The sequence below is a fragment of the Gammaproteobacteria bacterium genome (genome assembly GCA_015709635.1).
In the GTDB taxonomy this organism is placed as follows: Bacteria; Pseudomonadota; Gammaproteobacteria; order Burkholderiales; family Nitrosomonadaceae; genus Nitrosomonas.
The window spans coordinates 1076339-1089658 of the sequence record CP054180.1; the positions used below are offsets into that span (position 1 = coordinate 1076339).

A 13320-nucleotide genomic window follows, 5' to 3' on the forward strand; every position below is an offset into this window, starting at 1 on the left:
CCCCGCCCTTGGAGACGAAAGCTGGTTGAAAACCAGCAAATTGAGGAGCGCACAGTTAATACCCTGCCGCAAGCAGCGGGGTGCTTTATTCTCGGGCGGTATTGCAGCACAAATCATCATCCGTTACTCGAATCTGACTGACGTGATCTGGAACGGTCAAAGCAAAGAAATTCTGAACAACCGGACTGTTCCTTGATCCAACCTGAGTACTAGATAGCTAGTGCAACCTCTCCCGCGGCTCTGCAAGCGGACTGCGGGAGTAAAAAAACTAAGCTGAATTTCAGCCATTATGGATCAAAAAGTAGAGGAGGTTTGTATGATAGGACAAGTTATAAAAATATGGGCTTCAGCAGCCATGCTATCCGTAGCGCTTTATTCCGGCCTAGCCGCTGCCCATGGAAAAGTAAATTTGGAAGCGGATATTTGTATGCGCAATGTGTCCGGCAGTATGGTTCATCTGAGTACCTATCAACCGCAGTACGATCCGGAAGCCGAGTACTGTACCGAGATTCCCAAGGAAGGTGAAACGTTGTGGGTTCTGGACCTGGTCGACCAAGCGCTGCGTGACATGCCGATCGTCGTTAAAATTGTAAGAGGCACCGGACAGGCATTAAGCGATACGGTAGCAACGCTGCATTCCACCAATCATGCGAACGGCACCATTAAAGGCGAATTCAATCTGGATCCAGGGCAATATACGTTATTTGTCACGGGCGAAGGTGTTCCGCCGCTGCATTATGAGTATCCGTTGCGGATACAAGTGACTAACTATCAGGATCTGTTCATCAAAGCGGTACCCTATATCATTACATTCTTGTTGCTTGCGCTGTTTACCGACCGGTTGTTGAAGCGGCGTCAACATGCGGAGTGAATGATCGTATTTTATTCTGTTGATATTACTGCACTTCTCTGTAACAACGAGTACAAAAATAGATCGTACCCATTGTGCAGCACTGGGGAATTCGCTTTAGTAGCTGAGTAGCAATCACAGCACCATGAGGGAGAAAGTCAGTGGCTTGTCAGGAGGTTGATGACAAGCCACTGATGAAAACTAACGCAGAGGTGGAGGTGGCGGATTGCCTGCCGGTGGCGGTGGTGGAATAAAATTGCCCGGTTGTGTGATCGGTCTCCTGTTCGCAGTACTACCACTCGACGGATTATTGATGATCCGGCCATCGACCGGAACGCGATGACCCATGGCGTACATGCACTGAACATAGCTATTGTCGTAGCGTTGCTGGCTGGAGTAACCTGAAGCTGCCGCGGTATTTGATCCCAATAAGCTGCCGGCCAGCAAGCCGATTCCAGCTCCAACCGCGGCACCTTGACCTCCTCCCAGTGCTGCACCGGCTGCGGCGCCAAGCCCCGTGCCAATGGCCGCGCTTTCCATACCGCTCATCCGCGATGCTTGCCGCGGCGTTTTGCCGTCGACTTGCTCGTACGCATATTGCTTACATGCCAATTCATCCGAGCGGAATTGATCGAAGTTTTTTCCGGAGCCCGGCAAGGCCATGACGCTGGGGCCGGTTGGCAGATGCACGCAAGCCGTCAACCAGCCGGTGATAGCGACGATAATTAGATTTCTTAATATGCGCATGTTGGGTCTCTTGATGTTAAGGGGCCGGTGGTTGCGGTGCAACTTGTATCCAACCTCCCGGACAATTTTTGATCGCAGGGTAATAACCTTCGGGGTTGCGGCAATAGTGCCAGTAATTGGTTTGCGGTTGCGCAGCGGCGGATTGCTCGCGCTGAATATAAACCGGTGGTGTGACCGGTGCAGTCACGGCTGGCGAATAGCGGTAACGAGGCGGAGCGTAGAATGAACCGGGATACGCATAGTAACCGTACGGATAGAAACCGGAACCGTAGAAACCGGGGCCGAATCCGCCCATAGTGATCCCGAGATTGAAATGACCGTGGCGGTGACCGTGACCGTGATGGCCATGTCCATGATGCCCATGTCCGTGCCCGTGCCCGCCGCGGGCCAAAGCCATGTCTTGCGCTGTCAATGCCAATAAACCGGCAATCCAATACCATCGATTAAGTTTCTTCATATCATCACCTCGCACATACTTTTCCGCCATGATAGGAAGCGCGAGCTGAATGCATCCTGAACATTCAATTTTCGTGCGGACACAAAGAGGTCTTGAAGCACCGCAATGATATCCGCTCAAGTTGAAATAACCGCATCCGTAAGAAATATCAATTTTGCGGATAGATCTTTCTCGTAAATAAGCCGGGTACTCCCTATTTGCCCCGGAAATCTCAACAGTACTGACTAGCATGGTTGCCGAGAAAAATGAGTATTCAAGATCGCGATTACTTTCACCGGAAGCGTGAAAATGAAAATACACCTCGTAAAGAACAAACAACGAGCGCGAACCGATCGGCACAACGGCCGTGGATAACTGTTATTCGAGCTATTCTTGTTTGGATTGCTTTGGCTCTGGTCCTGCTCATCGTCTTTCAGAATTTACAATCGTTACGGCAACCTTACATTCAACCGGCGAACGACGCATCTACAGCAACCCTACAGACGGATTGCGCAACATTACCGCAGCACGGATCGGCTTATTTAATCGATCCATCCGTGATGAAACGTACCGATGTGCTGTATGCCGGATTGGAAATCACGAATCACTATGATTACCCGATGGTGGCGGTATTGTCGGATTCTGCCGGTGCACGAAAATTGCTTGCGTTTTCCATTCATTCCGGCGAAGCCGTGCAACTCAGTGTACCGGTTGGCAAATACGGGATGCAGGTTCTGGTGGGATCGGATTGGTGCAATTTGGAAAGCGGATTTATTGACGGCGCTGCGGTTTCTGTCGATGGCGGCATCACGGTTAATGCAGGTTCTACGACTGCAATGCAATTTAGCGGTTCCGGTCTTAAACCAGTCCGGCTGGCGCTTGCGTATACTCAATCGCAACCGCAATCGCAATCCGTGAGCCAGCAGGAGATGCCGCAATCTTCCGAAGTGATCGGCTCCGGAATGCTCGAACTCAAGCAAACACGGGATGGTCATTATTTCAGTTCCGGAACCATCAGTGGTACGCCGGTCGTGTTTATGATCGATACCGGTGCTACCGCCGTATCCATTTCATCCAAGATTGCGGCGCGGGCCGGCATCCGGAAATGCGTTCCTCGCCCGGTTTCTACCGCCAACGGCCAAGTCAATGCATGCCTTGCGACGGTCCCGGAATTGACATTCGGAGCGTTCAAGCTGGCGCATGTGGATGTGATGATCATGCCGAATATGTCCGGGGATGCGCTGCTGGGCATGAATGTTTTGCGCAATTTCCGTATCGAACAAGCCGGCAAAGTCATGCGGATTTCCACACCGTAATCGTTTGCTTGGGCTGCCTGATTGTCTGACTGGAATCGCATCGTATACATTGCCGATACGCGCGGCTGATCGTCATTCATTTGCAAATTTGCCGTCATTTGCGGATATGATGCTAGGATAGGTCATGACATTTTTGTAGAATATGCTGAAAAATTCCCTTGCATCTGGAAATTGTACAATCGCCCGTTGAGCTGGTTATCCAATTGCAACCAACGGCGCAGGTGTTGTCAAAGTAACCATTACATTCCTATCGTAAAACCATGATTGAAATCATTGCAGCAATGGCCCGGTGGTCGCAACTGACCGCCAATTTGATCCTATTTGGCAGCTGTGTTTTTCTGGCTGTGATCTGGCAGCAAAAAAGTATTCTGGAAACGCCCTGGATGATGCGGCTGGAAAAGATATTTCCCTGGCTCGCGGGCGTTATCATCGCCGGACTCACCGGCATACTGGCGACCACCACCGGCGACGCCACCGGCGATGTCGCGAACGCCTGGAATCCCGCTGTTTGGATGGAAATCGTGCAGCAAACGCAAATCGGCCATATCTGGGCGGCGCGGATGCTGCTGGCGATTGTGCTGTTTTGTGCGGTGGTGAAAATGCAATCTTCCATCCGCACGCGTGGCCATTATGTCTTATGGGCGATGCTTGCGGCTTTACCGTTGATCGCGGGCACCTTGATGAGCCACTCCAGCGCCGATGAAATGTCGTTTGCGGCCATCGCACCGTACGCCATTCACATCCTGCTGGCGGGAATCTGGTTTGGCGCGTTACCGGCATTTTTGCTGATTCTGCTCAATCTGCGCAAGGAGCTTGGCATCACCGCGACGCAGACAGCCGTCGATTACCTGAAAAAATTCTCCGCGCTCGCGCTGCCGGTCATGGTTTTGCTGATGTTTACCGGTGTGGTGGTGACGGATCGCCTGGTCGACGAAAAATACTACGCATTGGTCTCCAGTCCCTACGGTTGGCTATTGAATATCAAACTCGCCATCCTGGCGGTCATTCTGGTGATCGCTTACCAAGCGCGCAACCGCTGGTTGCCGCTGCTGGAACGGGGAGAAAACGGACCAGGAAGTGAAGGCAGGGCGCATATGCGGCAATGGGTGCGTATCGAATTCGTGCTGGCGCTTGTTTTGGTGTTGTTTGCCACCATTCTGGCCAATACGCTGCCGGCCAAGCACGCCATGATCGAGAATTGGCCGTATCCGTTCCGTTTCTCGATCGATGCGACCTGGGACGAACCGGATGTGCAGGATAAAGTGTGGTCGGGCCTTGTGCTGTTTGCGCTAGCGCTGGGTACGGTTTGGCTGGGCATCCGGTTGCATTGGAGCAGCGTAGTGAAGATTCTGGTGCCCGGCGTGCTCGGGATCAGTTCGCTGGCGTTGGCGTTGCCGCCGCTGGCCGTCGAAGCGTTTCCGGAGACGTATAAAAAACCGACGGTACCGATCGATGCCATTTCCATCGTCGCCGGTGCGCATCTGTTCGCAGAGAATTGTGTCAACTGCCACGGCCCGCAAGGCAAGGGCACCAAACCGGTCGCCGATCCTGATCTGCGCGATCCGACCGACTTGCTGACCCAGCAGCATACGGCGAAATACACCGTCGGCAACGTTTTTCATCGGTTGTCATACGGCATCCCGGAAACCGAAATGCCGGGTTATGCAGATAAATTGTCGGAAGAAGAACGCTGGGATTTGATCAATTTCCTGCACGCCATGTCGCGCGGTTTCGATGCGCGCTTGCTCGGCAGCATGATCGTTCCGGAAATGCCGTCGGTGGCATCGCCGGTATTCAACTATGCCGCGAGCGATGGTTCCAGCGGCAACCTGAAGGATTTCCGCCTGCAGAAAAACGTGCTGATGGTATTGTTCGCCTGGCCGCAAGCGAAAGACCGTTTCTTTCAATTGGCCGCGTCGTACGACCGCATTCGCGATCTCAACACCGAAATACTAGCGGTGCCGATTCACTCAGTGACCGGCGAGCAATTGCAGCAGATCACCGCAATCGCGCCATTCCCGATCGTCACCGAAGGCTGGCAGGAAATCAAGGATACCTACTGGTGGTACCGGCGCGTCCGGGTCGTGCCGGATTTATCGGGCAAAGGCATGTTCCCGCAACATATGGAATTCCTCACCGACCGCTTCGGTTACCTGCGCGCGCGCTGGGTGGCGCAATTCGAGGGATTCGGCTGGCAAAACGTCGGTGCGTTGACGTTGCAATTGACGCAACTGAACCAGGAAGGCGAAATCATGCCGCCGCCGGGGGAACATGCGCACTAACGGTGGCAATGGTTGACCGGGAAGAAATTAACGGCGGTATTGCGGTAGGGTGGATAAGCGAAGCGCCATCCACCATAATTTTCTACGTTCTTCATGGCGCATCGGTGGATGGCGCTTCGCTTATCCACCCTACGTCCCAAAAAATCGCAGGGGCTGCGCCCCTGACCCCGCAAAGGACAAAAGCACAAAGAACAAAGATCAAAAAGCCCTGGCGATACGAAAACCCAGGTTGATGTCGGCATCATCGGTGATGCTCCCACCACGGACAGCCGACCGCAGGACCTGTGGGCTGACGTACCACGAACCGCCCCGAACCACCCGGCGATTACAATCAACGCTGTTCTTTGCTAGCCAGGTGGAACCGTCGGTTGGGGCATCGTTATAGTTTTCATGCCAGCAGTCCTGTGTCCATTCCCCCACGTTGCCCAGCATATCGGACAGACCGAATGGGTTCTTCGAGAAACGCGCAACCGGTGCGGTAAATACATAACCGTCCACGCAGCTTGCCAACGACCAACCGGGGCCTGCAATGGATTTCGCTTCTTGTCCCAATCCATTGGCGTAATCGCATTGCTGATCATCCCGATAGTAGCGTGCTGCTGTGGTTTCTGCACGTGCCGCGTATTCCCATTCGGCTTCTGTCGGCAGCCGGTACCTCACGGCCGGTACGATCCGTCAACCAGGCAAGATAAGCTTGCGTATCGTCCCACGAGACACACACCACCGGATGATTATCGGCTTGCTTGAAGCCTGGATTGCTCCAATTGCGCTGCGCTAATTGCTCATTCTTCTTTTCTTTCACATTCCAGACCCAGCAACCCTTACCGCTCTTTTCAGCAGTTGTTTGATATCGGCTGTCTTGTACAAACTGCCGGAATTGTGCCACCGTGATTTCAGTGCGGCTGATGGCGAAGGATGCCACGCTGACTCGATGTTGCGGAACTTCATTACTCCTTCGATCGGCTTCGGTTTCGGGCGAATCCATCAGGAATGAACCGGAAGGAATGCGTACCATATCGGGTTCAAATGGTAGCCGGGTTTCAGAAACCGGTTTCGCTGTAGGGGGCGTGGTCGAGCGCTCGTTCCCACCGGAAGGCTGCGATGAAATTGCCACTCCCCATCCGGCGATTATTTTTCTAACGATATCCGACGGTATCGCGCGGCCAAAATCATCGGTGCGGGTAATTAAACCGATGACCTCTTTATTGTGTTTGATCAGCGGTGCACCGGAGAAACCTTCTTGGAGCTGGCGGTCGATGATCAGATCAAGACCGTCTTTTCCGGCAAGCGCCATGGTTACCCGCGCCCAATCAATAGCGCCGGGGAATCCGATGACGCTGAGCTCATCGCTGTCTTTCAAATCCTCTTCGGTCAAAAAATGCAACGATGCGGCATTCATCGGCACTTGCGTGTTATCGCGAACTTTCAGTAAGGAAATGTCGTTGCGCGGATCGTTTTTCAGCACCTCCGTGTCAATCCATACATGCGGTTGGCCGTAAAACGCAACTTTGGGGAATTTTTCGCCTTCGACGACATGCATCGCTGTGATGATGTACGTCACTTGCTTATCGCGGCGGACGATGAAGCCCGTGCCGGTTTTTTGCACGCCATTGGCTGTTGCGCTCAGTTTTACTACACCTTTGCGTAACGAATCGATTTCTTGTGCGACAACGGATGTTTGTAACCAACAGGCGATAAGCAAACAGAGATTGCATACGGTGTGCATCGAAAAAATGTTTTTCCAGCGCATCCGGCAGAATAACCCGCTAAGCATGTTTCTTGATCTCTCGATAAATTTTATAAGCACCCAAAATGACGGAACCCATCCACACGATGATGCCAAAAATGAGAGCGAGCTTTTGATCGTGCCAAAGTACATCGAATTGCGTCAGGCGGTGATCCTTACGCAATTCACCAGTCCGGCTGATGATTTTACCGGCTTCGCCCGTCAGATGCAGCACAAAACCGGGTAATTGCGGATCGAAACGAAGCGCTTGTATGGTTACATTCCTCAAATCATCGAGTGCGAGAAAGTGATAAGGCGCCACAATCACCGGAGCCAAATTCGCAAAATCCGCGTACACGATCTTTCCCCGAATGAGCGTTGACTCATAGTCACCCGTATCGCCTTGCTTGAGAAATTCGATTTTGCTGATCGTGCTGCCTTGTTTTACCAGGGATTCGCCGGATGAGTTGCTTGTAGCTGTCAATGTCACAACAAAATTGTCCGGTTCGCTTTTCAACTTTACGAAAGGATTGTCTTCGCCAGCTCTACCTTGAAATCCATTGCTTGATTGTCAATGCGTAAAGGGGCTCGGTTCCGGTTGGCAACGTTTTCGGCGGTTAGTTTGAATGGGCCGATTGGCAAAATATTCGGTGTGAGCTCAAGCGCATTTCCTGATAATTGCAGCGTGAAGGACGGCAAAGGCGAATGGGGTGCATCCAGAATCAAGGTTGTATCCGGCTGGATTCTTAATGATTCCAACGCACCGATTGGCTTATTCGCATCGACGAGGTGATTGATTGAAACCGCTGAAGCACGATGATTTCCCAGCAATTTCCATTGAAACCAGAATGGGCGATTGCCACGCTTCAAACCGAGATCTTGTGTAAAAATGGGATTTCCGCCCGATTCCCGGTAAATCGCGCCTTTGATTTTTGCATCTTCCCGCAACCGGAAAACAAACGCATAACCACCGGCTGTTGCCGGGTAGCCGGTTTGGTACAGTAATGCCGGTACTACCCATTCATCCGCGCTTGGTTCGGATTTATTCAGCCGCACGACAATACCTAAATCGTAGAGCGATAAGCGGCTGAGATGACGGATAACATCGGCGGTCGGCCAGCTATAAACATTGGAAAAACCCGTTCGCCAGGGTGTTTCCGGTTCAACCTTATCCAACCAATAGTAATGCTTGTAATCGAGTTCCCTGACCAATAAATGCACAGGGAGGGTTTCGTTGAGAAAAAAACAGACCTGATAGCGCTCTCCCAGCGTGCTGGTATCGTCTTGATACGCAATATGCGCCGACAACAGTTCGATACCGAGTCCGGAAACCGGTTTCGGTTTTGTGCCTTCGTAGCGATTGGCGCGTTTTTGGTATTCGAGATTGCTCTGACTGAGTGCATTGCCGCCGGTCAGGCAAAATCCCAGCAGCACACCAATGAATGAGAGAATGAATCGATTTGCAGCGTTGCTGATTATCGCGTTAAGAAATAATCCTTGGCTCATAAGTTTGTTAGGAACGTTTATTCTGTTTGGTTACAAATGCCGACTGATATCCATGCGGCCATGCAAAATGCGCACAATTTCGATTTGATCAGGGATGATATGACGATAAAAGATCAAGTGCTTACCGATGTGATATTTGAAATAACCTGTGCGGATTTCTGTGCATGGCTGGCCGATCGCGCGTTTGTTTGCCAAATCATGAAATGCGGAGTCGAGCAAACTTAAATAATGATTTTGTTGCGTTGCTCCCCAGTGCTTGCGCGTGTAGCGGCCAATTGCCAGCATATCTTCCTTGGCTTTGCGGGTGAGGGTGAATGTTGCCATTTATTCTTCACGTTCCAGCTCATCAATGATGGCTTGCAGGGAATAATCAGCGGTACCGCTTTTTTCACCTTCGATCAACGCATGGCGCAATGCTTCCAGTTTGATTTCATGTTCTTCCAGCAACCGGAGTCCCGCCTGTATCGCCTCGCTTGCTGAGCTATAACGTCCGGTTTCGATCTGTTGCGCCAGGAATCTTTCAAAATGCTCTCCCAGCGTCACGCTGGTATTCTTCGGGGCTGACATTAATGTTTCTCCATAAAATTGCGCTGTTTGCGTCATACAATAATATTTATTAGTAAGTATGGCAACAAGGTTTCCAGGTCTGTTCCGGGGGCACTAAATGCCCTCGCGGCGCAATGCAAAATTTACCGCAATAACTTGAATAAACCCTTGTCCGTCAGGTATAGTTCGCACTTTGCCAAATCAATCCAAGCAGAAGAGTGCGCTATTTTTTAGCGCCGCCGAAGGCGTAACCTCCCCGGAATCGCTCAGGCAGGGTCAAATTCTTTTGTTCCTTAAGAACTGCTTGCGACAGGCGATCTGGAGAGTGCCGGAACCGGTTCCGGCCACCGAAGGGGCATGCGGATTCAATTCTGTCAATCTCTCAGGTAAAAAGGACAGAGGGGCACGAAGTCATTTACGTTTGAATGGCTCAATATTTTTGGGAGAAAAACCGTGCTGAAAATGACACCTCTGAATCAAACCCACCGCGATATGAATGCCAAAATGGTCGATTTCGGCGGCTGGGATATGCCGTTGCATTACGGTTCGCAATTGGATGAACATCACAAAGTCCGCCAGGATGCCGGCATGTTCGACGTGTCGCACATGCTGCCGGTGGATGTCAAAGGCGATAACGTGCGCGGTTTTCTGCGCCAGCTCGTCGCCAATAATGTCGATAAATTAACGGTATCCGGCAAAGCGCTGTATTCCTGTATGCTGACCCCGCAGGGCGGCATCATCGACGATTTGATCATTTATTTTTTGTCGGAAGACTGGTTCCGCATCGTCGTCAACGCCGGTACCGCGGATAAGGATCTTGCCTGGATACTGAAGCAGCGCGATGCGCTGGCGCCGAAGCTGGAAATCACGCCGCGCCGCGATCTGGCGATGGTGGCGGTGCAAGGCCCGAATGCGCGTGCCAAAGTGTGGCAAGTGATCCCCAATTCGCAAGCGGCGACCGAGGAATTGAAACCGTTCCAATCGGCGATCGTGGGCGATTATTTTATCGCCCGTACCGGTTATACCGGCGAAGATGGTTTTGAGATCATGTTACCGGCTAAGGATGCGCCGGCTTTCTGGACAGCGTTGCACGGTGTCTGGATTGTGCCTGCCGGACTGGGCGCGCGCGATACGTTGCGGCTGGAAGCCGGGATGAATTTGTACGGCCAGGACATGGATGAGACAAAAAATCCGCTGGAATCCGGTTTGGCATGGACGGTCGATCTGAAATCCGAGCGCGATTTCATCGGCAAGCAGGCATTGTTGGATACCAATGTCACGCAGCACCTGGTCGGGTTGGTGCTGGTCGATCGTGGTGTATTGCGCGGCCATCAGGAAGTGATCGGTGAAAAAGACGGCGTCGAATATAAAGGCGAGATCACCAGCGGCGGTTTTTCCCCGACGATGAATCAATCGATCGCATTGGCACGTATTCCGGTGCAAATTGCGGTGGGCGATGAAGTCAGCGTTGTCGTTCGTGATAAGAAGCTGCGCGCTAAAGTGGTAAAATACCCGTTCGTGCGTAACGGTAAAGTTTTGGTATAAGCAACTACATATAATTTCTTTCTGGAGTGAATCTATGAGCATCCCAACAAATCTGAAATATAGTAAATCCCATGAATGGGTGAAACCTGAAGCCGACGGCACGGTCACTGTTGGGATCTCCCACCACGCGCAGGAATTGCTCGGCGATATGGTGTTCGTCGAATTGCCGGATGTCGGACGCAAGCTGAAACAAAAAGAAGAGTGTGCCGTTGCGGAATCCGTCAAAGCCGCTGCCGATGTGTATTCACCGATCTCCGGTGAAGTAATTGCAGTGAATTCACCGCTGGTCGACGAGCCTGGAAAAATCAACGAAGATGCATACTCGGCCTGGTTGTTCAAAATGAAACCGAGCAATCCCGCGGAAATCGATGCGCTGCTTGATGCCGCAGCTTACGCCGAATTGGTAGAAAACGAAGATCACTAAGATTGATTTGATACCTGCGTTTTTTAATTTCTCATTACTTTAAGTTGCAAAAATAAATCATGCCGTTTATTCCTCATACCGAAGAAGATGTTGCCGAAATGCTTGCCAGCATCGGCGCGAAATCCACCGAAGATCTGTTTGACGAAATTCCCAAGGAACTGGTCAGCGGCGAATTGACCGGTGTTCCAACCGGACTCAGCGAACTGGAAATTACGCGTCTGATGATGGAGCGCGCGAACAAGGATGGTTTCTACCAGAATTACATCGGCGCCGGCGCATACGAGCATCACATTCCGGCTGCGGTGTGGCAGATCACGACGCGCGGCGAGTTTTATTCTTCGTATACGCCGTATCAAGCGGAAGCCAGTCAGGGCACACTGCAATTGCTGTACGAATACCAATCGATGATGGCGTCGCTGACCGGCATGGATGTTTCCAACGCCAGTATGTACGACGGTGCCACCGCATTGGCGGAAGCGGCTTTGATGGCAGTGCGTTCGCATAAAACCTCGCGCAAGATTCTGATTCCGAAAACCGTGCATCCAATCTACCGCCAAGTGGTGCGTGCGATTGTCAGCAATCAGAAAATCGAAGTGGTCGAGCTGCCGTTCGATAGCAAAACCGGCCAAGCCGATCTGGCAGCGATTAGTAAGACGGATTATGGCGATTTTGCCGCATTGGTGATTCCGCAACCCAATTTCTTCGGTGTTTTGGAGCAAGTCGATGAATTAACCGACTGGGCGCATAGCAAAAATTCGTTTGCCATCGGGGTGGTCAATCCGACCGCGTTGGCGATGCTGACACCGCCGGGCGAATGGGGCAGCAAAGGCGCTGATATCGCTGTCGGCGAAGGTCAGCCGTTGGGTATTCCGCTTTCCAGCGGCGGCCCCTATTTCGGTTTCATGGCGTGCAAAAATGAATTGGTGCGTCAAATGCCCGGCCGTATCATCGGCCGTACCACCGATCTGGACGGTAAAGAAGGTTTCGTGCTGACATTGCAAGCGCGTGAGCAGCATATCCGCCGCTCCAAAGCGACCTCCAATATCTGTACCAACCAAGGTTTGATGGTTACTGCGGCGACCATTTACATGTCACTGATCGGTCCTGAAGGGTTGCGGCGCATTGCGGCGCAATCGCATGCCAGTACCTTGGAATTGGTCGAGCAACTGGAAAAAATCGGCGGTGTGAAAAGAACGTTCAGCACGCCGGCATTCCACGAAACCGTGCTGACGATGCCTAAATCTGCCGCGGATGTGCTGGCTAAATTAAAACAAAAAGGTATTTTGGGCGGATTCGATTTAAATGCGCATTATCCGGAACTGGGCAATGCCGTGTTGGTTTGTGTCACTGAAACCAAAACAGCGGCCGATTTGCAAGATTATGCCGCCGCTTTGAAACAAGCGCTTGCTTAAATCAATTTTTAAATTCATCTGAGAGGAAAATTATGGTTACTTTAAAAGGAAAGCCGATCAAACTCGAAGGCACGTTTCCTAAAGTCGGACAAAAAGCACCCCCTTTTTCATTGGTCAATCGCGATCTGGAAGATGTCACGCTGGCCAATTATGCCGGTAAAAAGAAAGTGCTGAACATCGTGCCAAGCTTGGATACGCCGGTATGTGCGATCTCGACGCGCAAATTCAATCAACAAGCCAGCAATATGGACAACACCGTAGTGCTGATCATTGCCGCCGATTTGCCGTTTGCGATGACCCGTTTCTGCGACTCCGAAGGGTTGGATAAGGTTGTTACGCTGTCCACGATGCGCGGCGCGAATTTTATGAAAGATTACGGCGTTTACATCGCCGATAGCGCGTTTGGCGGTATCACGGCACGTGCCGTGATCGTTCTGGATGAATCGGATACCGTGATTCACGCCGAATTGGTTCCGGAAATCGCCAACGAACCGAACTATGATGCAGCCATGGCTGCTTTGAAGAAATAA

The 13320-nt window shown here is 51.7% G+C and carries 15 protein-coding genes and 1 riboswitch; of the genes, 7 read left to right on the forward strand and 8 right to left on the reverse strand.

All coding sequences use genetic code 11. From position 1 onward, the window contains the following. Positions 1-316: 316 nt before the first annotated feature. Entirely contained in the window at positions 317-871 is a 555-nt protein-coding gene (locus HRU78_04825; GenBank protein ID QOJ23048.1) for a hypothetical protein, read from the forward strand. Between the two features lie 180 nt (positions 872-1051). Here HRU78_04825 and HRU78_04830 read toward each other — a convergent pair whose 3' ends face one another. Next, positions 1052-1597 (reverse strand): hypothetical protein, encoded by a 546-nt coding sequence (locus HRU78_04830; protein QOJ23049.1) that lies wholly within the window; start codon positions 1595-1597, stop codon positions 1052-1054. Positions 1598-1613: 16 nt separating this feature from the next. Then, a complete protein-coding gene (locus HRU78_04835) occupies positions 1614-2054 on the reverse strand; it encodes a hypothetical protein (GenBank protein ID QOJ23050.1) in 441 nt (146 codons plus the stop codon). A gap of 245 nt (positions 2055-2299) precedes the next feature. Between HRU78_04835 and HRU78_04840 the strand changes: the two genes are divergently transcribed. Together HRU78_04840 and HRU78_04845 are read left to right on the forward strand one after the other, a co-directional pair. Further along, positions 2300-3349 carry a retroviral-like aspartic protease family protein gene (locus HRU78_04840; GenBank protein ID QOJ23051.1) on the forward strand — a complete coding sequence of 350 codons (1050 nt, stop codon included), beginning with the start codon at positions 2300-2302 and terminating at the stop codon, positions 3347-3349. A 260-nt stretch (positions 3350-3609) separates the two neighbouring features. Next, complete coding sequence (locus tag HRU78_04845; protein QOJ23052.1) at positions 3610-5631, forward strand: CopD family protein; 2022 nt, start codon at positions 3610-3612, stop codon at positions 5629-5631. Between the two features lie 198 nt (positions 5632-5829). Here the strand turns inward: HRU78_04845 and HRU78_04850 are convergent, their stop codons facing one another. Genes HRU78_04850 through HRU78_04875 form a run of 6 tightly spaced genes read right to left on the reverse strand, consistent with a single transcriptional unit; the run spans position 5830 to position 9430 of the window. Then, a complete protein-coding gene (locus tag HRU78_04850) occupies positions 5830-6291 on the reverse strand; it encodes a formylglycine-generating enzyme family protein (protein QOJ23053.1) in 462 nt (153 codons plus the stop codon). Next, positions 6209-7357, reverse strand: coding sequence for an SUMF1/EgtB/PvdO family nonheme iron enzyme (locus tag HRU78_04855; protein ID QOJ23054.1), 1149 nt, complete (start codon positions 7355-7357; stop codon positions 6209-6211). The genes HRU78_04850 and HRU78_04855 overlap by 83 nt, the downstream gene beginning before the upstream one ends. Before the next feature lie 40 nt (positions 7358-7397). After that, positions 7398-7841 (reverse strand): hypothetical protein, encoded by a 444-nt coding sequence (locus HRU78_04860; protein ID QOJ23055.1) that lies wholly within the window; start codon positions 7839-7841, stop codon positions 7398-7400. Positions 7842-7876: 35 nt separating this feature from the next. Continuing rightward, a complete protein-coding gene (locus HRU78_04865) occupies positions 7877-8863 on the reverse strand; it encodes a hypothetical protein (GenBank protein QOJ23056.1) in 987 nt (328 codons plus the stop codon). 30 nt (positions 8864-8893) lie between these two features. After that, positions 8894-9187, reverse strand: a complete 294-nt coding sequence (locus tag HRU78_04870; protein QOJ23057.1) for a type II toxin-antitoxin system RelE/ParE family toxin — start codon at positions 9185-9187, stop codon at positions 8894-8896. Then, a complete protein-coding gene (locus HRU78_04875; protein ID QOJ23058.1) occupies positions 9188-9430 on the reverse strand; it encodes a type II toxin-antitoxin system ParD family antitoxin in 243 nt (80 codons plus the stop codon). A 287-nt stretch (positions 9431-9717) separates the two neighbouring features. Then, a riboswitch (glycine riboswitch) is annotated at positions 9718-9818 on the forward strand. A gap of 53 nt (positions 9819-9871) precedes the next feature. Between HRU78_04875 and gcvT the strand changes: the two genes are divergently transcribed. The 4 genes from gcvT to tpx are packed head-to-tail and all read left to right on the forward strand — an operon-like array spanning position 9872 to position 13320. Continuing rightward, a complete protein-coding gene (gene gcvT / locus HRU78_04880; protein QOJ24921.1) occupies positions 9872-10954 on the forward strand; it encodes a glycine cleavage system aminomethyltransferase GcvT in 1083 nt (360 codons plus the stop codon). Positions 10955-10988: 34 nt separating this feature from the next. Continuing rightward, positions 10989-11378: a glycine cleavage system protein GcvH gene (gene gcvH, locus HRU78_04885; GenBank protein ID QOJ23059.1), complete on the forward strand. Its 390-nt coding sequence runs from the start codon at positions 10989-10991 to the stop codon at positions 11376-11378. Between the two features lie 59 nt (positions 11379-11437). Further along, on the forward strand, positions 11438-12790 hold the full coding sequence (gene gcvPA, locus HRU78_04890) for an aminomethyl-transferring glycine dehydrogenase subunit GcvPA (protein ID QOJ23060.1): 1353 nt from the start codon (positions 11438-11440) through the stop codon (positions 12788-12790). A 32-nt stretch (positions 12791-12822) separates the two neighbouring features. Further along, positions 12823-13320, forward strand: a complete 498-nt coding sequence (gene tpx, locus HRU78_04895) for a thiol peroxidase (GenBank protein QOJ23061.1) — start codon at positions 12823-12825, stop codon at positions 13318-13320.

Bases quoted from the DNA above. Each gene is read 5' to 3' on its own strand.
- HRU78_04825 (QOJ23048.1), top strand. From the start codon at position 317: ATGATAGGACAAGTTATAAAAATATGGGCTTCAGCAGCCATGCTATCC.
- HRU78_04830 (QOJ23049.1), bottom strand. From the start codon at position 1,597: ATGCGCATATTAAGAAATCTAATTATCGTCGCTATCACCGGCTGGTTG.
- HRU78_04835 (QOJ23050.1), bottom strand. From the start codon at position 2,054: ATGAAGAAACTTAATCGATGGTATTGGATTGCCGGTTTATTGGCATTG.
- HRU78_04840 (QOJ23051.1), top strand. From the start codon at position 2,300: ATGAGTATTCAAGATCGCGATTACTTTCACCGGAAGCGTGAAAATGAA.
- HRU78_04845 (QOJ23052.1), top strand. From the start codon at position 3,610: ATGATTGAAATCATTGCAGCAATGGCCCGGTGGTCGCAACTGACCGCC.
- HRU78_04855 (QOJ23054.1), bottom strand. From the start codon at position 7,357: ATGCACACCGTATGCAATCTCTGTTTGCTTATCGCCTGTTGGTTACAA.
- HRU78_04865 (QOJ23056.1), bottom strand. From the start codon at position 8,863: ATGAGCCAAGGATTATTTCTTAACGCGATAATCAGCAACGCTGCAAAT.
- HRU78_04870 (QOJ23057.1), bottom strand. From the start codon at position 9,187: ATGGCAACATTCACCCTCACCCGCAAAGCCAAGGAAGATATGCTGGCA.
- HRU78_04875 (QOJ23058.1), bottom strand. From the start codon at position 9,430: ATGTCAGCCCCGAAGAATACCAGCGTGACGCTGGGAGAGCATTTTGAA.
- gcvT (QOJ24921.1), top strand. From the start codon at position 9,872: ATGACACCTCTGAATCAAACCCACCGCGATATGAATGCCAAAATGGTC.
- gcvH (QOJ23059.1), top strand. From the start codon at position 10,989: ATGAGCATCCCAACAAATCTGAAATATAGTAAATCCCATGAATGGGTG.
- gcvPA (QOJ23060.1), top strand. From the start codon at position 11,438: ATGCCGTTTATTCCTCATACCGAAGAAGATGTTGCCGAAATGCTTGCC.
- tpx (QOJ23061.1), top strand. From the start codon at position 12,823: ATGGTTACTTTAAAAGGAAAGCCGATCAAACTCGAAGGCACGTTTCCT.